Genomic DNA, 22795 nt, shown 5'->3' with positions numbered 1-22795 from the left:
ACAAAAAAAGCGGGATTTTAAATGGGAATGGTTATCATTTACTTTTGTGTCGAATGTAAAGAAAAAGACTGATTTTTCAGGCCTGGCGGCCGCTTCGGCCTTTGCATTAGCAAGTTCGTCGGCTTTTTCTATACTCAGTGGTGTGAACTGGATCAGATTTTTAAGGTGAGGCACCCATGAGAAAAAGCGTAATTGGAGTATCTGGCTTGCTGGTGATGTCGGCAAGCGCACTGGCCTTTGCGGGTCAAGCTGTTGCTGCTCAAGAGCAGGCTAAGACGAGTTCAACCCCAGCTTTCGAGCATGCCAACAGTAACGCCGCCTTCCTGCGCTGCGGCACCCGTACCCCCTCGGATCTCGAGGTGAAGATGTTGAATGAACACCTCAAGGCCCTGAAGAAGCCGAGCGGTGTGGGTAATGGCAACGGCGGCGGTGGCGATGGCGGCAAAGGCGGTAACTACACGGCCGTGGGTTATAATATTCCCGTCTATGTCCACCTGATCCTGAGCAGTAGCGGCGACGGCGATGTGTCTGGTCTGGTTACGGAGCAGATGAATGTACTTAATGACGCCTTCGCCGGCGCAGGTGGCGGTAGCGGCTTCGATACCAAGTTCAGCTTCACCTTGATGGGGACAACAAAAACAAAAAACGATGCCTGGTACACCGCGGGGCCGGGCACCAGTGCCGAGCGTGCGATGAAACAATCCCTTCGCCAGGGCGGCCCCGATACCCTCAACATCTATGTCTCTAATCCTGGTGGTGGCCTACTGGGCTGGGCGACCTTCCCCACAGACTATGCCAGCAATCCCAGCGACGATGGCGTGGTGATCCTCAATCAATCGCTGCCGGGCGGCGCGGCCTCGCCCTATAACGAAGGCGATACCGCGACCCATGAGGTCGGCCACTGGCTGGGCCTGTATCATACCTTCCAAGGTGGCTGTAATGGCGGAGACCAGGTTTCCGATACCCCGGCCGAGCGTTCGGCGGCCTATGGTTGTCCCTCGGGACGTGATACCTGCCGACGTGACGGTGGGGACGACCCCATCTACAACTTCATGGACTACACAGACGATAGCTGTATGGTCGAGTTCACCCAGGGCCAGTCTGAGCGCGCCGATACCTTAAGCGGTGCCTATCGCTGGCCGTCTAACTAGCCTCATGGAAAATTCACTGTTGAAACAGGGCCTATGGTGTCTCGCTATAGGCCTTTGTTTGTGGGAGAGTCCTTGTTTGGCGGAGCGACTGCGTGCCCCCGACTTCGTGCCCTGTGGCCGTGATCAGCTGACCTCATGGCAGGGAGAAGTCTTTAACTATCACAGGAGCGAGACCCAGATAGCCTTCGGCATTCGTACCGTCGACGGTACCCTGGAGCGCCTGGATATCGCCTACGCGCTTGAGCAGATGCGGCTCAATGGCGGGCTGTTTACCCTGCCGGACTGGAAACGGCTGGAGGTCTCTCCCGGCGTGCTCAAACCCTCGGTGCGGGTGAGGGTATGGCGCTGCGATGAGCAGGGCGCCATCAGCTTCATGATTGACTGGCTAGAGTGATCCTAGCTTTCCCGCCCCGATTTAGTCGCTAAGCATAGCGGCGACGCTGCCGCAGAGTGTCATCAGAAACAGAAACCACTTAAGTACCTTAGGGCTCACCTTTATCGCCAGCTTGACCGCCAGATGGGCGCCTACCATGGTGCCAGCGGCCAGGATGAGGCCTGGCAGCCAGAGGATCAGATCTTCCTTGATGAAGACCAGCAGGGAAGACAGGGTGAAGAACAGGGTACAGAACACCTTGAGGGCGTTGGCCCTGACCAGATCATATCTCAGGCTACCCGCTAGGGCCGCCAGCAAGACGAAGCCTACCCCCGCCTGTACGAAGCCGCCATAGACCCCGGCCAGGGTTAGCCAGAACCAGGAGCTGGGCGTGTCCTTGACCCGGTTGACTGGGGTGCCCAGCTCGGGCGCTATGATGGCGGGGCGCACCAAGATGATGAGCGCCATCAGCAGCATGGTGCCCAGCAGCAGGGGTTTAATCAGTGTGCTGGGGGCGTAGGCGGCCAGGCCTGCGCCTATGAAGCCGCCGAGTATGGTGGGCAGTAGTATCGGCCCCTTGTCCTGGGTATCTAGCTTGCCATGCTTGTGAAAGCCGAGCATGGCGGTGATCGATTGCACCGTGACCCCGACCCGGTTGGTAGCGTTGGCAACCTCGGCGGGCATGCCCATCACCATGAGTGCGGGCAGGGTGAGGTTGGAGCCACCGCCGGCCAGGGTATTGATGATGCCAGCCAGAAAGCCGGTGACGACCAGCAAGAGGCCGTGGGTGAGGGTGATCTCCATGGGTACTCCTTACGCCCTAATGGGGAATGACTCGCTGGATAAGTTAGAAACTTGAGCCAGGCTCGGCGAGAAACGCCAGCTCCTCTTGGGTGGACTCGCGCCCTAAGATGGCATTGCGGTGGGGATAGCGGCCGAATCGGTCGATAATCGCCTTGTGGCGCAGCTCAAACGCCAAGTTGTTCTCGGCACCTTCTCGATTAAACAGGATCAGGGCGACCTCGTGGATAGCCTGCGACTCACTGTGCATATAGGGCATGTAGAGAAAGGGCACCTGTTTAGGTTGCAGCGCCTTGTCGATGCCGGCGGCCACAGCTTCCTGGGCCAGGGTTAGCGCCATGGGATCGGCGGCGAAGGCTTCTGGCGTATCCCGGTAGATGTTACGGCTAAATTGGTCCAGCACGATAATCTCGGCCAGGCGCCCCTGTGGTGTGGTGCGCCAGTGGTAGAGTTCGCCCTGTTTGGCCTGGGTGAGCAGCTCGCCGAAGCGGGTCTGGAGTACCTTGTCGAAGGCGAGGTCTTTGACAAACCAAGCTTTAGGTTCAATCTCCTCGAACCAGAAGCGAATGATCTCATCTGGCGTGTGGGCTATCCTGTTCATCTCTTCTCCTTCTCTCCAGGCTTATTGCCAGTTCTAGTTATATCCAGTTTTTCGGATCTTCTCTGGTCAAACTTAACGCGGTTTCGGCAATCAATCTAGCCTCTTCGAGGGGAATATAGGGGATCACCAGGGGGCCTGATGCCAGACCCAAGTTCAAGGTGGCCAAGGCGTTACGCCGTTGCCCCGGCGTCTGTGAGATACAGACATCCTGGGTCTTACTCAGGGGAACCAGTTGCCAGGTCTGCCCCAGCACACCTGTGTGGATCCAGCAGTCATCGCCCTCCAGGCGATAGCCCCATTGACGATAGTTGAGATAGAGGCCAACAAGCGCTACCAGAGTGAAGCCCGCGACCAGTTCGGTAAAGGGGTTGAGGCCAAGGATGAGGGTCATCACCACGGGAAGCAGTGCCAGCGGGATGGCGCGGCGCCAAAGCCAGCCGCTGTTTATCCCCTGATAACTGGAGGGCAGGGAGTTGGCCTTGGCCGCCAGGCTATCGAATCGGCCGAAGGCATTTGGGATATCTTCACGGCGCATGCTGGGGATCAGCAGGTGGCGCTTGGCGAGCTGCTCCACCTCATTGCCTTTTACCTGCTCGAAATGTACCGTCCAGCGCCCGATAAGCCTGCCGATGACGGGCTGCTCGAATCTAACCATCTGCACCCTGTGCAGGCGCAGCGCATCTTGCTGTTTTGCCAGTATGCCGCCGGTTCGATGCAGCGTGCCCTGACGCAGGCTGAGGCGATAGGGGTAATACTTGAGCACGGCCGAGGCGATGGAGATAAGCGCGAGCAGCAGGTAGAGGAGCAGCAGCGCGGCCACTACCGCCAGGATCTGATAGATAAGTCCTGTGGCGATATTGGTCTGATACCAGTGCCAGGCTCCCTGCACCATGCTGGTTTGTCCCAGGGATTCCCAGTCGACCTGGCCTATGATGGAGCCTGAGATTATCGACAGCCAGATGAGGTTGTTCTGGTAGAAGCCGAAGATCAGCAGATCCTTAAGATCTTTGGCCACCACCAGGCCTTCACCCTGACGCCGGGATTGCTCACTCGCCCGATTGGCCGTCATGCCCGCCTGCTGCGGCTCACTGGCAAGCGACGGCGTCTTGCCATCGGGATAGATAGTCTCTGTACCTTGCAGTTGGGACTGGGAGGCAAACAGGTGTTTTTTGAGTTGCATGGCCTGGCGATAGTTGACCGCGGCCAGCACAGCCTCATCTTGCTTGGAACCGGCCGTCTCCACCACCAGGCTGTAGAGACCTAGCGGGCGGAAGTAGAGGGGCTGCTCCAGCCGCACATTTTGGATCTTGTTCAGCGGGATCTCCTGGGCGCGTTTGAACACCAGTCCCTGGCGGATCCCTAGCTTGGCGTCGCTGAGTCGATAGCGATACTTGGCCCATTGCAGGCTGGCATAGGTCAGGGTGACCAGGACCAGACCCGCGGCGACCAGCAGCAGCCAGGGGGAGTTAAATCCCCGCTGCCAGCCGGTGTAGACCAAGGGGATTAGCGCGTAACCATTAGTGAGTAGCTGGCGCAGGCTGCCGACGCTGAAGCTGACGATCGACCAGGGAGACAGGCTCGCCCACTGGGCGAAGCGTGTACTCATGGCTTAATCCTCGCGCCTGTCGGGGGCTTGATTCTGTGGTGCCTGTTTTTGGGAGGCCTGTTTTTGGGAGGCTTTGGCCAGTAGATGCTTACGCAGTGGCTCGGCGGTGTCGTCCCCCAGGCCTGGCAGGCTGATCTCGGCGCTGCCGCTACCTGCGCTGAAGCACTTTAGGGTGTGCTGATGAAAATAGCGCTCCAGTGGTCCCTGAGACAGGCTGACATGCTGCAGGCGGGTATAGGGCAGGGCGATTTTCTTATGCCAAATCAATCCCTTCTGCATAATGAACTCGTGATCGAATGCGCCGTAGGCGATAGAGAGGGCGTAGCGATAGCGGCAATAGCTGACGATGCCAGCCAGGATAAGCAGGCCCGTCACCAGGGCGATGATCAGGCTGCCCGGCAGATTGAGCAGGATTGCGGCCAGGGGCGCTATGATCAGCAGAGGCGTGAAGATCAGCAGATTCTCTATCTGCACCTGATGCAGATAGGCCTGTTCCAGTGGTGTCAGTGGCACTTCATCTATGGCGAGCCAGTCTGGCTGCTCCAGCCGACGCCTAGCCTGCATTGATGCCGAAGTTTGAGGAGTCACATCTTCCATTTGTTATCCTGCGAAAGTTGGCTATTGGCTGACTATAACATCTTTCCTTTGGTTGTCAGCCATTTGCACCTGTTTGTGATGCTTGTTTTATGTTACAAGATAATAAAAACTATGTTGAGAGAGGATGCCTTGAGCGCCGAGTTATCTAAGCAAAAAATCGCCTTCCTGAGAAAGCTCTATCTGGCCCATCTGATCGATAGTGAGCGGCACAATTTGTTGTCGCTCAACAAGGCCACCACCATGCCGAGGCGCACCCTGCAAGATGCCATTGCCGCCATGGGCGATATAGGTATTAGCTGTACTTTTGTGCAAGATGGTGAGCGTCATAATGCCGGTTATTATCGCCTCAGCGACTGGGGGCCTATCGACAAGGCCTGGGTGGCTAATAACATCGAGACAATAGGCCAACCCCTTAAGCATGACTGATCGCTGAGGCCTACTGGTTTACTGGAATTAGTGATTCAGTAGGTAGAGGCCGATAAATCCCAGCCAACTCAGGGCCAGCAGTAGCCAGGGCAGCTTACTGGCTTTCGGCGCCACCTGTAACCCGTCATCCATTGGCTCCATCGTTTGACGCTGCTTCTCCTTGAGAACCTGCTTGCGCTGCTTGTCCCTGTCTCTGGCCTTGCTCTTCTGGCGCTTCTTGTATTCGGTAATCCCCTTTTCTATCCCCTGAGCGATAAGCTTGGTCTGCTCCTTGGTTTGCCCGGGTTTCTGGGTGGCCTTGGCAATTTTCATCGCCTCATCTTTGGTTTCGTTGGAGATCTGCTGCGCCATAAGGTCTTAAGCTGATGAATGTTGGCCCCACTATAACATGAGTCGAGCCATAGGGTTACACAGGCTTAGCCTCTGGTACGGCCTCTGCCCCTATACCATAGTATGAGTATGATTTTGTTAAGATATCGCTTAACCTGTCTGTGGCAAATTCAATCAATAATAATACCCTGCTATCAAGGACAAGATCATGCTTAATAAGGCCGCAAAACCTCTGGTCAAGTTGGTCGACCGCTATCTGCCCGACCCCTATATTTTTGTGTTACTCCTCACCCTGCTGGTGTTTGTCGCCGCCATGACGGTGGAACAGCAGAGTCCGCTGCAACTGGTGACCTACTGGGGCCAAGGCTTCTGGGCGCTGCTCAGCTTCTCGATGCAGATGTTGCTGGTGCTGGTGGCCGGTTACATGCTGGCCAGCTCGCCGCCCATTAAACGCCTGTTAGACGGTATCGCCGCCCTGGCCAAGAGTGCGCCCCAGGCCATCATCCTGGTGACTCTGGTGTCGCTTCTCGCCAGCTGGATCAACTGGGGCTTCGGCCTGGTGGTCGGCGCCCTGTTTGCCAAGGCGCTGGCGCGTCAGGTGAAGGTGGATTATCGCCTGCTGGTGGCCAGTGCCTATTCGGGCTTCGTGGTCTGGCATGGCGGCCTCGCCGGTTCCATTCCTCTGACCATAGCCACCAAGGGGCATTTCGCCGAGGATAAGATAGGCATCATAGCCACAGACAATACCATCTTCGCCGGCTTTAACCTGGCGTTGGTGGCTGTTCTGTTCGTGCTGATCCCGCTGGTTAACCGCTTCATGTTGCCAAGCGCTGATGAGAGCATCTATGTCGACAGGGACAAGCTCGCAGAGCCCGAGGTCGAGACCGAGGCGATCACCCGCCCGGCGGATTATCTGGAAAATAGCCGCCTGCTGGCCTGGGCCGTGGGTGGGGCTGGTTTGGTTTACCTGGCACAATACTTCTTCGCTGCCGGTGGTAAGCTCAACCTGAATATCGTCAACTACCTGTTTCTGTTTCTCGCCATCATCCTGCATCAGACGCCTCGCAGCCTGCTGACCAGCCTGAATGAGGCGATCAAGGGCGGCGCCGGCATAGTGATCCAGTTCCCCTTCTATGCGGGGATTATGGCGCTCATGGTGCAGTCGGGTCTGGCTCAGAGTATCTCGTCGGGTTTCGTGGCCATCGCCAGCGCCGACAGCCTGCCGTTCTGGAGCTTTATCAGTGCCGGTATCGTCAACATCTTTGTGCCGTCCGGAGGTGGCCAGTGGGCGGTGCAGGCACCTATCATGTTGCCCGCCGCCGAGGCCTTGGGCGCCGATGTGGCGCGGGTCGCCATGGCGGTGGCCTGGGGCGATGCCTGGACCAATCTGATCCAGCCCTTCTGGGCCCTGCCCGTGCTGGCGATCGCAGGTCTTAAGGCGCGGGATATCATGGGCTTCTGCCTGATGCAGTTGATCATCACAGGCATAGTGATCAGTATCGGTTTGACCTGGTTCTAGTCAGATCCCCACCGATTAATCTCTGCAAACAAAACCCGCTTTTCCCGGCGGGTTTTGTTATTCTGTTTGCCAAGCCTGATACCGCTGCCGAAAAGGAATACCAGCTTGTCTCAACCTCTCTCACCGACTGCCTCTCATGACGCAGCTCCCGACCCTAAGCGGTCAGCACCTCAACCTAAGCGATCAGGAGCTAAGAAAGCCGTTCTGCCCTGGATAGGCGGTTTCCTGCGGCCCTATCGCGGCAAAGTGATCGCCGCCATAGTGTTTCTGTTTATCGGCTCGCTGGCCTGGTTATCTTTGGGGCAGGGTGTACGTCTCATGGTGGATGAGGGCTTCCTGCGGGAAAATGGCGAACGGCTCAACGAGATCATCCTTCTGGTGATTGGTATCACCGCCCTGAGCAGCTCGGCCATCTTCTGCCGCTTCTACCTCATGACCTGGCTTGGGGAGCGGGTAAGCGCCGATATTCGTCTCAAGGTCTATGACCATCTGCTCAAGCTGTCGCCCGGTTTCTACGCTAGGCTGCGCACCGGCGAGGTGATCTCCCGCTTCACCGCCGATGCCACCCTGCTGCAATCTGTGGTGGGCTCCAGCCTCTCCATGGCGCTGCGGGCCAGCGTCACAGTAGTGGGCGGCTTGGTGATGATGGCGATCACTAGCCTTAAACTCACAGGCTTGGTGCTACTGGCCGTGCCTTTGGTGCTGGGGCCTATCTTCTTCTTTGGCCGCAAGGTGCGCGAGCTGTCTCGTCGCAGCCAGGACAGGGTCGGGGATCTGGGGGCCTATGTGGATGAGTCGCTGCACGAGATCCACACTGTGCAGGCCTATTGCCATGAAGACTGCGACAGACAGCTGTTTTCCGAGCGGGTCGAGGCCGTGATGGAGGCGGCCAGGGGGCGCATCAAGTATCGCGCCATCCTCATCTCCCTGGTGATGTTTCTCAGCATACTCGCCATCGCCCTGATCACCTGGGTGGGCGCCAAGGATGTGATGAGTGAGGCGATCACCCCGGGCGAGCTCTCCGCCTTCATGTTCTATGCCGTGATGGTGGCGGGCGCCGTGGCGACCATCAGCGAGGTGATCGGCGAGATCCAGCGCGCCGCCGGTGCGACGGAGCGGCTTATCGAGCTGGTAGAGACGCCTATCGATATTCCTCTGGCGCCAAAACCAGTCAGCTTGCCAGCAAAGGTGCGCGGCGAGTTGAGCCTAGAGCAGGTGCGTTTCAGCTATCCTGTTCAGGCCAGTGCCGATAGTGCTGGGGAGATGGCGGCGCAGGCTGGCGTCGAGGTGATCCGTGGCCTGAGCCTGCATATCGCCCCCGGCGAGCGGGTGGCCCTGGTGGGGGCGAGCGGCGCCGGTAAGAGTACCCTGTTTGAGCTGTTGCAGCGCTTCTATGTGCTGGACAGCGGGGTGATCGCCCTGGACGGTATCGACATCGCCAGCCTGCGGCCACAGGATCTGCGCCAGCAATATGCCCTAGTGCCCCAGGAGTCGGTGATCTTCGCCACTAGCGTGCTGGAAAATGTGCGTTACGGCCGCCCCGACGCCAGTTTAGAGGAGGTGCAGGCTGCCTGCGTCGCCGCCCGCGCCGATGAATTTATTGCTGATTTTAGCGAGGGCTATCAGACCTATCTGGGTGAACGCGGCGTGCGTCTATCCGGCGGGCAGAAGCAGCGTATCGCCATCGCACGGGCGATATTGGCCGATAGACCGGTATTGCTGCTGGATGAGGCCACCAGCGCCCTGGATGCGGTCAGCGAGCAGAAGGTGAAGCAGGCGCTGGATGTACTGATGCAGGGGCGCACCACACTGATCATCGCCCATCGCCTGGCAACCGTGCTCAACGCCGACCGTATACTGGTGATGGATAAGGGGGAGCTGATCGCCAGCGGTACCCATGGCGAGCTGATGCAGAGCAACAGCCTCTACCGCGAGTTCGCCAGCCTGCAGCTACTCTCGGAAGAGGCCTAAAGGACAAGATCGTTAGATAAGGGCAGACTGGCTTAATCTGCCCTTTTTAACTCCTAAAATGAGCTAGCCTCTATGGCCGCCGTGGCCACCACCGCACTGATGGCGGGTTTCTCTGCCGCCATCTTCGACACCGATCTCACCGCCATCCTCAAACAGCTTAAATGCGCCCTGAGTCATATCGTTTTGGGCTGGGTCATCAAGGTGGCCGAGGCAGGTGTAGCCCACCCGGTAGTTGCCGGCAGGCAGATAGCCCATGGCAAAGAACCAGTTACCATTTATGTCTTGGCGTATGGGGGAGATGGCCACCGGCGAGAAGAGGCCGTCGTCTCGGCTCTGCGCTATATCGCCCATCTGCGCCAGGCTGGTCACTGCGCTCGGGTAGAGATAGGCCATGTGGTAGAACTGGCCGCCCTCGGGGGCGATCGCTGCGTATTGAGTCTCGCAATCGGCGATCCATTGAGGATCCATCTCGCCGAAGATGTGGCCCATGGTGTCATCGTCGATGGAGTAGATACCCTGATGGTTGAGTTGATATTGGCCATCGGAAAGGTGCATTGACTGGTAGAGGTCGATCTCCATGGTCAGGTTAAGGTGCTGATGTTCGCCCAGGGTGAAGTTTGCCATGGGGAGGCGACCATCTTCTATCATCAACGGGTGCTGGCCCTGGCCGTTTTCGATGAGGCAGCCCTGGGCCTGATCGCCATTAACCAGGGTGAAGTGTACGTCGTGATATTGGCCTGCGGGGAGTTCCAGGCCGTCGATCACCCTGTGGCTGTCCATGCCTTGGTAGTCCAGCAGGTTAAACCTGTGCTGAGCCATATCCTGAGTGTGCAGCTGGCCATGAGCATCTGTCATCACCAGTTTATCGAGCACCAGCTCGACCCGGCTAACCTGACTCATTGGAGAATCGGACAGGGCGATACTCACTGTACCTGTGGCGAGAGGCTCTGGTGGACTGGTGTCATCGGAGCCGCCGCAGCCGCTGAGCATAAGGCCAACGAGGGTGAAGGGTAGAAAAGCGAGGGGTAGAGTTAAGGGTCGCATCTTGAGTAAACCTTTTAATGAGTTTTTTCTAATGGTTTTATTGATTCTAAGGGGCACTGGCACAAAAAATGGGGACTCGTTGGTTAAAATTTGTACTTTGTGAGTGGGCTAACGTTCAGGACGTTCAGCCCTTGATGGCCAAAATAAAGTGCGATAGGGAGGCGCGCTTTATCGCAGGAGAGCTGTATCACAGGAGAGCTTTATTACATGAGAGCTTTATTACAGGAGAGCTTAAGTGCTTGTGAACCTCAGGCGAGATCCCTGCGTACTGATTTAACGAATTAGTTTAACGAATTAGTTTAAAGAATTGTTTTTCCAATACACCTCAATGAGTGGAGTATCGCGATGAGATGGCCTGTCACCTTTTGTCTTGTTTGTCTGTTAACCCTGCTAACGGCCTGCACCAGCGCGCCCAAGGGGATAGCGCCGGTGCAGGGATTCGAACTCCCCAGATACCTGGGCACCTGGCATGAGATCGCCCGTTTGGATCATGGCTTCGAGCGCGGCCTGAGCCAGGTGACCGCCGAGTATCAACTGCGGGGCGATGGCGGCGTGAGCGTAGTCAATCGCGGCTTCGATGCGCAATCACAAAGCTGGAAGAGCGCCGAGGGCAAGGCCTATTTTGTCCAGACGCCCGATATTGGCCATCTCAAGGTCTCCTTCTTCGGTCCCTTCTATGGCGCCTATGTGATCTACCGTCTGGATGCGGATTATCAGTACGCCTTCATCACCAGCTATAACCGTGACTATCTCTGGCTGCTGGCGCGCTCGCCCGAGGTGGACGAGTCGGTAAGGCAAGCCTTTGTCACCCAGGCCGAGAAGATGGGGTTCGATACCCAGGCGCTTATTTGGGAGTAATAGAAAGCTGGGCCAATAGTTAGCAGAGAGCGATGGATAGTTGGGCGTAATAGAGCTGCTTATTCAACTCAGAGCGAATAAATGTGAGAATAAAAAAGGGCGCCCGAGTAGGCGCCCTTTTTATGGCTTTTGAGGCTGAAATTGGTTGAGTTAGCAGATTACTTCCTTAACTCACGTCGCAGGATTTTACCCACGGTCGACTTGGGCAGGGCAGGCATGAACTCGATTATCTTGGGGAGCTTATAGGCAGCTAGCTGCGCGCGGCAATGTTCGAGCAGGGCCTGCTTAGTGTCATCGTTTGCCAGCTCCGGCTCGCGCAGCACTATGGCGGCCTTGACCGCCTCGCCGCTACGGCTGTCGTCGACGCCAATTACGGCGCATTCCAGCACGCTCTCATGGGCGGCCAGTACATCTTCCACCTCGTTGGGATAGACGTTGAAGCCGGAGACGATGATCATATCCTTCTTGCGATCCACTATCTTGTGCATGCCATCTTCAGTGGCCAGGGCGATATCTCCCGTCTTGAAGAACCCATCGCTGGTCATCACCTTGGCGGTCTCCTCTGGCTTCTGCCAGTAGCCGCTCATCACCTGTGGCCCCTTGACCGCCAGCTCGCCTATCTCACCCTGAGGCACTTCCTGCTCGTTGGCGTCGAGGATCTTCACCTGAGTATCGATCACCGGGCGACCTATGGTGCCAAGACACTCGAGCCCCGGCGCGTTAAGGGAGACCACGGGCGAGGTTTCCGACAGGCCATAGCCTTCGGAGATGGTGCAGCCCGTGGTGGATTGCCAGATGCTGGCCGCCGCCTGAGTGAGCGCCGTGCCACCAGAGATGGTGATTTTGAGGTGGCTAAAGTCCAGCGCCTGGAAGGACTGCTGATGGCACAGACCGACAAACAGGGTGTTGAGGCCGGCAAAGCCAGTGAAGGGATGCTGGGACATGGTCTGAATCAGTGCGCTGATGTCTCTCGGGTTGGGGATGAGTACGCTGCATCCGCCCTGCTCGAAGTAGACGAAGTTCACCATGAAGGCATAGATATGATAGATGGGCAGGGGCGCGATAAAGATCTCTTCGCCCTCGACAAACTTGCTGGCCAGGCGCGACTGCACCTGCAGCATATTGGCCAGCAGGTTGCTGTGACTCAGCATGGCGCCCTTGGAGAGGCCCGTGGTGCCGCCCGTGTATTGCAGCGCCGCCAGGCTCTGCTGCGCGACCTCTACCGGGCGGTACTCGGCCTGGCTGCCCAGGGCCAATACCTGGTTAAAGCCTATGTGGGCGAGCTGGCTGTCGGCCTGGGGTTGGGTTGCTATCAGATCCAGCGGATGGGTAGAAATTACCGTCTCTATCTGGGTCTCTGGGATCACAGCTTCTAGGGTGGGCAGCAGATCGCTTAGCACCACCAAGGCCTTGGCATCCGAGTCTCTGTATTGGTGGATCAGTTCTCGCTGGGTATACAAGGGGTTAGTGTTGACCAGTATCATGCCAGCCCGTAGCGCGCCATAGGCGGCGATAACAAACTGGGTGATGTTGGGCAGCTGGATGGCGACCTTGTCGCCCACCACAAGCTGGGTATGTTGCTGCAGGTAGGCGGCAAAGTAGCGGGAGTCGCGTTCTATATCGGCAAAACTGCTGGCCTTGCCCAGACACACATAGGCTGTCTTGTCGCCGTAGCGCTCGGTGGCCGTTTCGATCAGATCGATCAGTGATGCATATTTTTGCAGATCTACATGGGCATGTGAGTCATAGGCCATGGACGCGTCTCCTTTGCTTATTATTGTCGGTATTTTGGGCGCAGCTAAAAATCAAACAGGTGTTTAGACTGTGCTAAAACGCGCCTAAGGTCAACCTCTGTCGGCCTAAAATAAAACAATCGTTTAACACTTATCTGTCTGTTTAATATCGCTATTTTTATAGCGTGACAAAACCACTCTGGTCTGACCTGATGGAGCCGTCATTATAGGGTATTGGGAGAGGGATAAAGAGTGAGGCGTGAATGCGATGAGGTTGCAAGTGCTTATGTGTCGGCCCCGGTGGCTAGTAACACCACCGAGGCAGACTTGCGCTCTTAGAAGGCGCTCAGGCTGAAGAAGGGGCTGGCCTGGGAGACCTTCTCCTTGGGGTTGCTCAGGTTGGTGACTGTGAAGGCGATGGTCTGTTTCTGCAGCTTGGCGCCGACAAAGTCTGCCTGCTTCTGTTCGAAAACCGTTACCGGATAGCTCAGCTGCTCACCGGCCTTGATCAGCACCTGCTGTGAGGTCTCCTTGGCGAAGCCGTGGTTGCCTGTGTCTTTTAGGCTGATAAGGTACTGGTGATCCTGCTGGGTCTTGTTGCGGATCTTCAGGGTGTAGCTGTTTTCGATGCGGCCGTCACCCACCTCGCGGTAGAGGCTCTGGCGGTCGCGGATGACGTTGAGATCTATGCTCTGGTGGCGATAGAGATCCAGGGCGAACACGCTGAGCATGATTATCACCGCGATGCCATAGCCGACAAACTTGAAGGAGGTAAAGCGTTTCACTTCCTTCTTCTGCAGCTCGTTCTCACTGGCGTAGCGGATCAAGCCCTTGTCATAGCCGAACTTATCCATGGTCTGGTCGCAGGCATCGACGCAGGCGCCGCAGTTGATGCACTCATATTGCAGGCCGTTACGAATATCTATCCCTGTGGGGCAGACATCGACACACAGATTACAGTCGACGCAGTCGCCGAGATCGGTAGCCTGTTTGCGTTTTCGCGGCCCGCGAGACTCGCCGCGGGCGGCGTCATAGGAGACGGTCAGGGTATTGGCGTCGAACATGGCCGACTGGAAGCGGGCATAGGGGCAGCAGTGCAGACACATCTGCTCGCGCATCCAGCCTGCGTTGAGGTAGGTACACAGGGCGAAGAACCAGACCCAGGCGGTAACCCAGAAGCTGGCGCTTAGGGTAAAGATCTGCGGATAAAGTTCGCTGGCCGGAATAAAGTAGGCGATGAAACCACAGCCGGTGATCAGCCCCGCCAGTGCCCAGGCCAGATGCTTGGCGCCGCGTTTAAGCACCTTCTCAAGACGCCAGGGAGCCTTATCCAGGGCATGACGCTTGTTGCTGTTGCCCTCTATCTGCCGTTCTATCCAGACGAAGGCGAAGCTCCAGCTGGTCTGAGGGCAGAGGTAGCCACACCAGACACGGCCCCAGAAGACGGTGACGAAGAAGAGGGCGAAGGCGGCGATGATAAATAGCCAGGCCAGCAGGGTGAAATCCTGCGGCCACAGGGTCAGGTTGAAGAAGTGAAACTCCTGGCGCTCCACATCCAAAAGGATCGCCTGGCGTCCCTGATAAGGGATGAAGGGCAACAGGAAGAAGAAGAGGATAAGCAGGCTGTTGAGGCCGGTGCGCAGGCGCTGAAAGCGCCCCTTCTGTTCTTTTATGTGTATCTTACCGCGCTGCACCGGCAGGTTGGTCACGGGGATGGCCTGGCCCAGGGCGGCCTTGGTGGTGATTGGGTTCTCTGTACTGCTGAGATCTTGACTCATTGGCTTTCCAAACTCTTGCTAGGGGAATTGCCGACAGCCAATGCAAGTTGGGAACCAAGTTTTGTCGATTAATAAGTGATTGAAACTATGTGAGTTTAATTAAATTGACCTATTTTTGATTAGCGATATATCGTGCTTTGGCGATATATCGCTAATTTGTATGCGATCACTCAAGATTGCATTAGGCCGGACGCTTGATCCCCAGCTTGAGCATGCGGGATCTCAGGGTGCTGGCGGGCAGCCCGAGCAGGTTGGCGGCGCCGTTGGGGCCAGAGATACGCCAGTTGAGCCGCTTCAGGGTGCGGCGGATATGGTTGGCCTCCACCTGTTGCAGGGTCTGAAACTCCCCCTTGTCCTGAGGTAGCGGCTCGGCCTGTAGCGCCGGGATCTGCAGGATCTGACCGTGACAGAGTATGGTCTGACGCTCAATAACATTCTGCAACTCACGCACGTTGCCGGGCCAGTGATAGGCCATCAGGTGCTGCATGCCTTGCTTGCTGACCCCTTTGATCTTCTTGCCCAGCTTATGGTTTAGGTTAAGAAGGATATCGCTGACCAATAGTGGAATATCTTGCAGCCGCTCCCTCAGGGGCGGCACATGTAGAGGGAAGACATTGAGGCGATAGTAGAGATCCATGCGGAACAGCCCCTGTTCTACCCGCTTAAGCAGATCGTGATGGGTGGCGGTCACCAGGCGGATATCCACCTTGATGGGAGTGCTGCTGCCCACTCGCTCGAACTCCTGCTCCTGGATCACCCTGAGCAGCTTAGACTGGGCCTCGAGGGAGAGCTCGGCCACCTCGTCGAGAAATAGCGTGCCCTGATGGGCCAGCTCGAATCGCCCCTTGCGGCGGCTGGTGGCGCCGGTGAAGGCGCCCTTCTCGTGGCCGAAGAGCTCACTCTCTAATAGGGTGGGGGAGAAGGCGGCGCAGTTGACGCTCACCAGGGGCTGATCGCTGCGATCGCTGAGCGCATGTATGTTGCGGGCCACCAACTCCTTGCCGGTGCCGTTCTCGCCGTTGATCAGCACGGTACTGCTAGTGTTGGCCACCAGTTTTATCTGCTGGATCAGCGACTGTATCGTCTCGCTTTCGCCCGAGATATTGACCTCCTGACGATGGCTGGCCAGCTCGGTGAGCAGGTAGTCATTCTCATTGGCCAGCTTCTCCGATAGGGCCTGCACCTGCTTGAGCGCCTCCCTGAGGGAGGCCTCTGTCTGCTTTTGAATACTAATGTCACGAAATATCGCGACCACACCAATGAGACGGTCGTTCTTGTAGACGGGGGTCGAGGTGTAGTGCACCGGGAAGCTGCTGCCGTCCTTGCGCCAGAAGAGATCATGGCTGATCTCCCGAGCAATGCCGTCGTGCAGTGTGTTGTAGATGGGGCACTCTTCCTGGGGATAGGGACTACCATCGGCGTGGCTATGGTGGTGGCAGTCGTGGATGTTCTTACCCAGCAGCTCCTCGGCCTTCCAGCCCGTCATCCGCTCGGCGGCAGGGTTGATAAAGACGGCATTGCCATTGAGGTCGAAGCCGTAGATCCCTTCGCCTACCGCGTTGAGCAGCAGTTTGTTCTCGGGTAGAAAGTCCACATGGGCATCATCGACCCTTGGATGTTTACAAGCCATGTTCGCCGCTCCTTGCTGGCAATGATTGTCGTGCTATCTCACTCTGAATATGAGGCCCGTATGCTAGGCGTGGAGAGTCATTCTCGAAAAGTGACTCTTAATAAGTCTTTAGAAAAGTCACTCACTAAATGTCGCTCAGCTTTTAAATGAGCATTTAAACTAACCTCTCACTTAGCCCCTATATTAGCCCGTTTTCTTGAATGGCGTCATCAAGCGTTTCCACGATATTTCGCTAATCTATCTTGGTTGCTCTGGCACTAATGCTAGAGCGCCTGTCTAGCAGACCACTTTGCTATCTCCTTAGAGGTAGATGTTAATTGTCGGTTAACGTTTTTCGCATCTTTTGAATATTTGCTTTAATCGAAACTGTTTGAGCTTTAATGATTAATCTTTTTGGGGTTTTATCGTGAATGCCACGTATTTGTTCGATTTTTAGTCTGCTAATGTCTTTTGCTCTCGTCTAAATTAGACCAATTAGTATTAGCAATTATTTTTTGTTTGTTATAAAAGTGTAAATGAAATGTATTCATTTCACTCTGGGGTATGCCTGTGGTGGTTCGTGTGAGAAAGACGCGAATGATGGCGAAATATAAAAAAAACTATGCGGGAAAAATGATGACAACACATAAAAATAAAGGTTTCGGCGTGAGTGCGCTGAGTTTTGCCATCTCTTTGGCATTGACAGGGTCGTTAGCGAGTACACAGGCATTTGCCGATGATCAGCAGGCAGAAGCGTCTCAGAATATTGAAAAAATTGCCGTGGTGGGAACACGTTCTGCGCCACGCTCTATCGGCGATTCGCCGGTACCTATCGATATCATCAGTAGCGATGATCTGAAGAAGAATGGTTCTACCGACATGATCGACATGCTGGTCACCACTGTGCCTTCTTTCAACTCTCGTGCCCAGCCCATCAGTGATGCGGCAACCCTGATCCGTCCGGTCAACCTACGTGGTCTGCCGTCAGACAGCACCCTGGTATTGGTCAACGGCAAACGTCGTCACCGCGCCTCGGTGATCGCCTTCCAGGGCGGTGGCATCAACGATGGTGCTCAGGGCCCGGATATCTCGGTCATTCCGAGTGCGGCGCTAAAACAAGTTGAGGTGCTGCGTGACGGTGCGGCGGCGCAATACGGTTCAGATGCCATCGCAGGTGTGATGAACTTTGTTCTCAAAGATGATGCCGAAGGTGGCTCTATCACGGTCGGCCAAGGCGAATACTATGAGGGCGACGGTGCCACCACCACTATCGATGCCAACGTGGGACTCCCTCTGTCAGACGCTGGGTTTGTGAACCTCAGTCTTCAATACAAGAATGCCGATGCCACCAGCCGCAGCATGCAGCGTCCGGATGCGGCCAACCTGATTGAGCAGGGCAACACCTTCGTCCAAGACCCTGCACAGGTATGGGGCAACCCTGAGATCAAGGATGACTACAGCTTCTTCCTTAACTCTGGTTATGACATCAACGACAATGCGCGCCTATATGCCTTCGGTAACCTCTCTTCGCGCGATGTGGTCGGTGGTTTCTACTATCGTAACCCTCACAATCGCGGCAACGTCTACTCGTTAGATGGCGGTGAGACCCTGTTGGTGGGTGCGGTCAATGGCGATCCTTCTACCTGTGCCGTGGTGCCGATTCCTAAGAATGCTGATGGTAGCGACGGTAACGTGCTCGAGACAGACGCCTACAAGGCGATGCTGGCCGATCCTAACTGTTTCGCTATGAACCAGCTGCGTCCGGGCGGTTATACGCCACAGTTTGCCGGTACAGTAGAAGACACCTCTTTCTTCGCCGGCGTTAAAGGCGAGCTCGGTGCCTGGAACTATGATTTCAGCGCGGGTATGGGTAACAACAAGTCGACCTTCAGCCTGAAGAATTCGCTTAACCCGTCACTGGGCTTAGACACACCGACCGACTTTGAAACCGGTGCCTATGAGCAGGCCGAGACCACGGTTAACCTGGACTTCTCGCGCATGCTCACCCTGGGCAGCGTCGAAGATATCAGCTTCGCCACAGGTTTCGAGTGGCGCGAAGAGTCGTTCGAGATCACTCAGGGCGAAGAAGCCTCTTGGATTGCCGGCCCATACGCCGACCAGGGCTTCAACATCGGCTCTCACGGCTTCAAGGGTTTCGGCCCAGAGTCTGCTGGTAAGAACTCACGTAACAACATAGGCGTCTATGCCGACATGGAAGCCTATTTGGGCGAGCGCTGGTTGCTTGGCGCCGCGCTGCGTTACGAGGACTTCTCTACCTTCGGTGACACCCTGAACTACAAGCTGACTGCTCAGTTCACGGCTACCGACGATCTCTCTTTCCGCGCGTCACACAGCACAGGTTTCCGTGCGCCGACCGTGGGTCAGGAGAACGTGGTCAACACTCAGACCTCCATCGTTAACGGTGACCTGATCCAGACCTTTATCGCGCCGCCAACCGATCCGCTGTCGGCCTTCTATGGCGGTAAGGTGCTTAAGCCTGAAGAATCTGTCAGTTACGCCCTCGGCGCCGTATTCGAGCACGAAAACCTCTTCGTGACTCTGGATTACTACAATATCGAGGTGACAGGCCGCATCGCGCAGTCGAGCCAGATTGAAGTTGAGGCGAAAGACTATGACGCGCTGCGCGCCGCCGGTGTCGAGTTCCCTGAGCTTATTTCTGCGGTGACTTACTACACCAACGATTTCGATACCACGACTCAGGGTATCGACCTGGTGGCCTCATACGACACTCAGCTGTTGTCGGGTGATACCAAGTTCAGTTTGGCCTATGGCTGGACGGATACCAGCGTCGACAAGTACAACCCAAATACCACAGATGAGGGTAAGGTGCGTCGTCTAGAAGATGGTATTCCGGCTCACCGTGCGACTCTGACCTGGGCACAGTCTTGGGACAGATTCAGCATGTCGCTGCGTGGTAACTACTTCGGTGAGTACTATGCGACTCACGCCGACGATACCTCGGATTGGGGCTCAGAGATGGCCGATTCTGCGGTTACCGTGGATCTGGAGCTAAGCTATCAGTTCCTTGATAGCCTGACCGTCTCTATCGGTGCCAACAACCTGTTCGATCAGGAGGCGCAGAAGCTGAAAGACGGTACCCGTGGTGAGCTAGGTGCGATCTACTATGAGAGTGGCCCGTTCGATTACAACGGTGGCTACTACTATGGTCGCGTGAACTACCGCTTCTAATCTCGGCGTCCTAGGCGTTAGTGATTAAAATCACTAGGCGCTAGCAATTGAAATGATAAGAAGGCTGCCTTGCAGCCTTCTTTTTTTGCTTTTGTTTGAGTCTGGCTGGCGACTAGTCGCGGGGAGGCAGGGCGCTGAGCAGATCATCGATTGACAGCACTCTTGGCAGGACTAAGCCATCGGGGTGAGCCTGACTGTAGACGATATTAAAGGGCACGCCATAGGCCTGATACTGAGCCAGATAGGCCTCTATCCTGGTATCGCTCTGGGTGAGGTCGCCGTGCATCAACACCATATCCTTATCCTTTAGCCGCTCAACCACCACGGCCTGATGCAGCACCCTGTCTTTGTTGGCCTTACAGATGTTGCACCAGTCGGCGCTGACATCCACAAATACCGTCTTGCCCTGGGCCAGTTGGCTTGGGATAGCATTTGGACTTAGCGACTGCCACACCAGCTGCTTATAGGCATCATAGCCAGCCTTGGGGGCAATAAAGTAACTCACGGCGGCGTTGATTAGCGCAAACACCAGCAGCACTGCCAGCACACCCGTTGGGATCTGGCTGCCCTTGAGCTTCTTGTAGCTGAGCCAGGCAAATAGCCCGAGTAGCAGGCTTAGGGTGAGGGCGCTGACCAATAAGATGTTGTTCATTATGATGCCTGGTGTCCTATGGTTTGTGATGATGGGTTTTGCCTAGGTTCGCTAGGCATTTGGGCCCACTAGGTCTTTGGGCACAGCTTGCTATCCGGGTGTAGCAGGGGATTTGCTACGCCATCATGATACCCCTTCTGACTCCATGCAAGCGTCTTAAGTTCATAAGATCATAGGTTCAAAAGCTTATCTTGACCGCGATGGCGCGCCCAGCTGCCTGAGTGCTTGTCATAAATATGACATCCGACTGAAGTAATCTGCTGCTAATGGAAATTCTTTTTAAGCCTTGCCAATAGCTTGCCGCCGACGCTAATCGCCTCGCGCTGGCCTGTGGTGTGGCAAAGATGCAATGAAGCCGCCGTTTCCCTGCGCTCAAAGGAGTAGTCGAGTGTCTCCCAATTCCGACAAGATGTTTATCGACAAGGAACTGTCCTGGTTGTCGTTTAATGAACGCGTGTTGCAAGAAGCCTGCGACAGCGAGGTGCCGCTGGTAGAGCGGGTGCGTTTTCTGGGGATATTTTCCAGCAACATGGATGAGTTCTTCAGGGTCAGGGTCGCCCAGGTGCGCCGCAGCATCATGCTGTCGAGCCTGCAAGATGGCCGCAGCAACAGCCGTCACCTGATGGCCAAGATCCAGACTCGGGTGCTGGCATTGCAGGAGCGCTTCGACAGCATCTATACCGAGTTGATGCGCGAGCTTATCCGCCGCAACATACTGCTGATCAACGAGGGGCAGCTGAGCGATTTTCACAGCCAGTGGCTGAGGGTCTATTTTCGCGACCACCTCAAGCGTCATATCGCGCCGCTGATCATTGGTAACAATAGATCTATGGTGAAACACCTCGCCGATAACGCCACCTATCTGGCGGTCTGTCTGCACAGCAAGGAGAGACGCCAATACGCCCTGGTGGAGGTGCCGACCAAGAACGTGCCGCGTTTTGTCGAGCTGCCGACCGGCAAGCCTAAGAGTAAGAAGTATCTGATCTTATTAGATAACATCATACGTCACTGCCTGGATGACCTGCTCTCGCCCTTCTTCGAGTATGAGTCTATCGACGCCTATTCGATGAAGCTGACCCGCGACGCCGAGTTCGATATTGCCGACGAGTTGGATCAGAGCCAGCTGGAGAAGATGACCCGCGGCCTCAAGCAGCGCCTCACCGCCGAGCCGGTGCGCCTGGTGTATGACAGACAGATGCCTGAGCATATGCTGGCGATGATCAAGGAGCAGTTGGGGATCAGTTCCACCGAGTGTCTGGTGCCGGGCGGGCGTTACCACAGCTTCAAGGACTTCATCGCCTTCCCCAACCCAGGGCGCAAGTATCTGGAGAATGCCAAGCTGCCAGCCCTGGATAGCGCGGGTTTCCAGCGTTGCAGTAATAGTTTCGATGCCATCGCCCGCGGCGATATCATGCTCAACTATCCCTACCATAAGTTCTCTCACTTTACCGAGATGGTGCGTCAGGCGGCCTACGATCCGGCGGTGAAGTTTATCAAGATCAACCTCTACCGGGTGGCCAAGAAGTCGCGGGTGATGCACTCGCTGATGGATGCGGTGAAGAACGGCAAGCAGGTGACCGCGGTGATCGAGCTCAGGGCGCGCTTCGACGAGGAGCACAACATAGAATGGACCCGGATCCTGGCCGAGGCTGGGGTCAAGGTGCATCACGGTATTCCCAGTCTCAAGGTGCATTCCAAGCTGTGCCTCATCGGCCGGGAAGAGCAGGGCGAGACCCGCCTCTACTGTCATATCGGCTCGGGTAACTTCAACGAGGGCACCGCCAAGGTTTACACGGATCTGTCGCTGTTTACCGCCAATCAGGAGATAGCGCGGGAGGTGGAGCAGGTGTTCGACTTAATTGAGCATCCGTATCGACGCGACAACTTCCAGCACCTGCTGGTCAGCCCCTTCGATGCCAGGCAGAAGCTGACGGCGCTTATCGATCGCGAGATCCTTAACGCACGTTGTGGCGGCAAGGCGGCCATCACCCTCAAGCTCAACAACCTGGTGGACGAGCAGCTGATCAACAAGCTGTATGAGGCCTCCATGGCCGGGGTCGGCGTTAAGCTGATCATTCGCGGCATGTGTTCACTGGTGCCGCAGATCCCGGGGATCAGCGACAACATTCAGGTGATCAGCATAGTGGATCGCTTCCTGGAGCACTCCCGCGTCATGGTATTCCACGCCGGAGGCGAGAATCTGGTGTTCCTCTGCTCCGCCGATTGGATGAGCCGCAACATCGACAGTCGCATCGAGGTGAGTACCCCCATTTATGATCCTGATCTGAAGCAGATGATCATCGACATACTGCAACTGCAGCTGGGGGACAATACCAAGGCGAGGATCATCAACCGAGATCAGAGTAACCCCTATCGCGGCCGCGGCAATAAGCGTAAGGTAAGATCTCAAATCGCCATACATCAATATCTTAGCCAGTATGAGAAACAGGCCAAGGCACGCATCAAAGCCGAAGAGACATCGAGCGAGCCTAAGCCCAACTATCCACTGCTGGCCGCCAGCTAGCCCCTATTGGAG

Annotated in this window: 18 protein-coding genes; 8 read left to right on the top strand and 10 right to left on the bottom strand. The window is 56.2% G+C overall.

Features of this window, described 5'->3' with window-relative positions; genetic code table 11:
- The first annotated feature begins 176 nt into the window (after positions 1 to 176).
- Both K0I63_RS16030 and K0I63_RS16025 read left to right on the top strand, forming a co-directional pair.
- Positions 177 to 1151, top strand: a complete 975-nt coding sequence (locus K0I63_RS16030) for a zinc metalloprotease (RefSeq protein ID WP_220081672.1) — start codon at positions 177 to 179, stop codon at positions 1149 to 1151.
- A 76-nt stretch (positions 1152 to 1227) separates the two neighbouring features.
- Positions 1228 to 1545 carry a hypothetical protein gene (locus tag K0I63_RS16025; RefSeq protein WP_220081671.1) on the top strand — a complete coding sequence of 106 codons (318 nt, stop codon included), beginning with the start codon at positions 1228 to 1230 and terminating at the stop codon, positions 1543 to 1545.
- A gap of 21 nt (positions 1546 to 1566) precedes the next feature.
- Here K0I63_RS16025 and K0I63_RS16020 read toward each other — a convergent pair whose 3' ends face one another.
- From K0I63_RS16020 to K0I63_RS16005, 4 genes are read right to left on the bottom strand one after another with little or no spacing between them, the layout of a single operon-like run.
- On the bottom strand, positions 1567 to 2328 hold the full coding sequence (locus K0I63_RS16020; RefSeq protein WP_220081670.1) for a sulfite exporter TauE/SafE family protein: 762 nt from the start codon (positions 2326 to 2328) through the stop codon (positions 1567 to 1569).
- A 43-nt stretch (positions 2329 to 2371) separates the two neighbouring features.
- Positions 2372 to 2926: a DUF924 family protein gene (locus K0I63_RS16015; RefSeq protein ID WP_220081669.1), complete on the bottom strand. Its 555-nt coding sequence runs from the start codon at positions 2924 to 2926 to the stop codon at positions 2372 to 2374.
- A gap of 37 nt (positions 2927 to 2963) precedes the next feature.
- Positions 2964 to 4532: a PH domain-containing protein gene (locus K0I63_RS16010; RefSeq protein WP_220081668.1), complete on the bottom strand. Its 1569-nt coding sequence runs from the start codon at positions 4530 to 4532 to the stop codon at positions 2964 to 2966.
- Between the two features lie 3 nt (positions 4533 to 4535).
- Positions 4536 to 5129 carry a PH domain-containing protein gene (locus K0I63_RS16005; protein ID WP_220081667.1) on the bottom strand — a complete coding sequence of 198 codons (594 nt, stop codon included), beginning with the start codon at positions 5127 to 5129 and terminating at the stop codon, positions 4536 to 4538.
- A 111-nt stretch (positions 5130 to 5240) separates the two neighbouring features.
- Here K0I63_RS16005 and K0I63_RS16000 point away from each other — a divergent pair, with 111 nt between their 5' ends.
- The gene (locus K0I63_RS16000) at positions 5241 to 5555 is read left to right on the top strand and encodes a winged helix-turn-helix domain-containing protein (protein ID WP_220081666.1); all 315 of its coding nucleotides are present in this window, start codon (positions 5241 to 5243) and stop codon (positions 5553 to 5555) included.
- A 27-nt stretch (positions 5556 to 5582) separates the two neighbouring features.
- On the opposite strand, the gene K0I63_RS15995 is transcribed toward K0I63_RS16000, so the two are convergent.
- A complete protein-coding gene (locus K0I63_RS15995; protein ID WP_220081665.1) occupies positions 5583 to 5906 on the bottom strand; it encodes a DUF2956 domain-containing protein in 324 nt (107 codons plus the stop codon).
- 187 nt (positions 5907 to 6093) lie between these two features.
- Here K0I63_RS15995 and K0I63_RS15990 point away from each other — a divergent pair, with 187 nt between their 5' ends.
- Together K0I63_RS15990 and K0I63_RS15985 are read left to right on the top strand one after the other, a co-directional pair.
- The gene (locus K0I63_RS15990; protein ID WP_220081664.1) at positions 6094 to 7404 is read left to right on the top strand and encodes a short-chain fatty acid transporter; all 1311 of its coding nucleotides are present in this window, start codon (positions 6094 to 6096) and stop codon (positions 7402 to 7404) included.
- Positions 7405 to 7509: 105 nt separating this feature from the next.
- A complete protein-coding gene (locus K0I63_RS15985) occupies positions 7510 to 9375 on the top strand; it encodes an ABC transporter transmembrane domain-containing protein (RefSeq protein ID WP_220081663.1) in 1866 nt (621 codons plus the stop codon).
- Between the two features lie 63 nt (positions 9376 to 9438).
- Here K0I63_RS15985 and K0I63_RS15980 read toward each other — a convergent pair whose 3' ends face one another.
- Positions 9439 to 10419, bottom strand: a complete 981-nt coding sequence (locus K0I63_RS15980; RefSeq protein ID WP_220081662.1) for a DUF4382 domain-containing protein — start codon at positions 10417 to 10419, stop codon at positions 9439 to 9441.
- A gap of 345 nt (positions 10420 to 10764) precedes the next feature.
- Between K0I63_RS15980 and K0I63_RS15975 the strand changes: the two genes are divergently transcribed.
- Positions 10765 to 11277, top strand: coding sequence for a lipocalin family protein (locus tag K0I63_RS15975; RefSeq protein WP_220081661.1), 513 nt, complete (start codon positions 10765 to 10767; stop codon positions 11275 to 11277).
- Positions 11278 to 11435: 158 nt separating this feature from the next.
- Here the strand turns inward: K0I63_RS15975 and K0I63_RS15970 are convergent, their stop codons facing one another.
- The 3 genes from K0I63_RS15970 to K0I63_RS15960 form a co-directional block, all read right to left on the bottom strand.
- On the bottom strand, positions 11436 to 13031 hold the full coding sequence (locus K0I63_RS15970) for an AMP-binding protein (RefSeq protein ID WP_220081660.1): 1596 nt from the start codon (positions 13029 to 13031) through the stop codon (positions 11436 to 11438).
- Between the two features lie 314 nt (positions 13032 to 13345).
- Positions 13346 to 14788, bottom strand: a complete 1443-nt coding sequence (gene ccoG / locus K0I63_RS15965; RefSeq protein WP_220081659.1) for a cytochrome c oxidase accessory protein CcoG — start codon at positions 14786 to 14788, stop codon at positions 13346 to 13348.
- Between the two features lie 181 nt (positions 14789 to 14969).
- Positions 14970 to 16418 carry a sigma-54 interaction domain-containing protein gene (locus tag K0I63_RS15960; RefSeq protein WP_220081658.1) on the bottom strand — a complete coding sequence of 483 codons (1449 nt, stop codon included), beginning with the start codon at positions 16416 to 16418 and terminating at the stop codon, positions 14970 to 14972.
- A gap of 612 nt (positions 16419 to 17030) precedes the next feature.
- On the opposite strand from K0I63_RS15960, the gene K0I63_RS15955 reads away from it, so the two are divergent.
- On the top strand, positions 17031 to 19607 hold the full coding sequence (locus K0I63_RS15955; RefSeq protein WP_220072204.1) for a TonB-dependent receptor plug domain-containing protein: 2577 nt from the start codon (positions 17031 to 17033) through the stop codon (positions 19605 to 19607).
- 112 nt (positions 19608 to 19719) lie between these two features.
- Here K0I63_RS15955 and K0I63_RS15950 read toward each other — a convergent pair whose 3' ends face one another.
- Entirely contained in the window at positions 19720 to 20259 is a 540-nt protein-coding gene (locus K0I63_RS15950; RefSeq protein WP_220081657.1) for a thioredoxin family protein, read from the bottom strand.
- Between the two features lie 388 nt (positions 20260 to 20647).
- Between K0I63_RS15950 and ppk1 the strand changes: the two genes are divergently transcribed.
- The gene (ppk1, locus tag K0I63_RS15945) at positions 20648 to 22783 is read left to right on the top strand and encodes a polyphosphate kinase 1 (RefSeq protein ID WP_220081656.1); all 2136 of its coding nucleotides are present in this window, start codon (positions 20648 to 20650) and stop codon (positions 22781 to 22783) included.
- The last annotated feature ends 12 nt before the right edge of the window (positions 22784 to 22795 follow it).

The sequence above is a fragment of the Shewanella rhizosphaerae genome (assembly GCF_019457655.1).
Classification (GTDB): domain Bacteria; phylum Pseudomonadota; class Gammaproteobacteria; order Enterobacterales; family Shewanellaceae; genus Shewanella; species Shewanella loihica.
The sequence above is the reverse complement of the archived record's forward strand: the minus strand, read 5'-3'. Positions and strand labels throughout refer to the sequence as shown.

Bases quoted from the DNA above. Each gene is read 5' to 3' on its own strand.
- K0I63_RS16030 (WP_220081672.1), top strand. From the start codon at position 177: ATGAGAAAAAGCGTAATTGGAGTATCTGGCTTGCTGGTGATGTCGGCA.
- K0I63_RS16020 (WP_220081670.1), bottom strand. From the start codon at position 2,328: ATGGAGATCACCCTCACCCACGGCCTCTTGCTGGTCGTCACCGGCTTT.
- K0I63_RS16015 (WP_220081669.1), bottom strand. From the start codon at position 2,926: ATGAACAGGATAGCCCACACGCCAGATGAGATCATTCGCTTCTGGTTC.
- K0I63_RS16010 (WP_220081668.1), bottom strand. From the start codon at position 4,532: ATGAGTACACGCTTCGCCCAGTGGGCGAGCCTGTCTCCCTGGTCGATC.
- K0I63_RS16005 (WP_220081667.1), bottom strand. From the start codon at position 5,129: ATGGAAGATGTGACTCCTCAAACTTCGGCATCAATGCAGGCTAGGCGT.
- K0I63_RS16000 (WP_220081666.1), top strand. From the start codon at position 5,241: ATGTTGAGAGAGGATGCCTTGAGCGCCGAGTTATCTAAGCAAAAAATC.
- K0I63_RS15995 (WP_220081665.1), bottom strand. From the start codon at position 5,906: ATGGCGCAGCAGATCTCCAACGAAACCAAAGATGAGGCGATGAAAATT.
- K0I63_RS15990 (WP_220081664.1), top strand. From the start codon at position 6,094: ATGCTTAATAAGGCCGCAAAACCTCTGGTCAAGTTGGTCGACCGCTAT.
- K0I63_RS15980 (WP_220081662.1), bottom strand. From the start codon at position 10,419: ATGCGACCCTTAACTCTACCCCTCGCTTTTCTACCCTTCACCCTCGTT.
- K0I63_RS15975 (WP_220081661.1), top strand. From the start codon at position 10,765: ATGAGATGGCCTGTCACCTTTTGTCTTGTTTGTCTGTTAACCCTGCTA.
- K0I63_RS15970 (WP_220081660.1), bottom strand. From the start codon at position 13,031: ATGGCCTATGACTCACATGCCCATGTAGATCTGCAAAAATATGCATCA.
- ccoG (WP_220081659.1), bottom strand. From the start codon at position 14,788: ATGAGTCAAGATCTCAGCAGTACAGAGAACCCAATCACCACCAAGGCC.
- K0I63_RS15960 (WP_220081658.1), bottom strand. From the start codon at position 16,418: ATGGCTTGTAAACATCCAAGGGTCGATGATGCCCATGTGGACTTTCTA.
- K0I63_RS15955 (WP_220072204.1), top strand. From the start codon at position 17,031: ATGATGACAACACATAAAAATAAAGGTTTCGGCGTGAGTGCGCTGAGT.
- K0I63_RS15950 (WP_220081657.1), bottom strand. From the start codon at position 20,259: ATGAACAACATCTTATTGGTCAGCGCCCTCACCCTAAGCCTGCTACTC.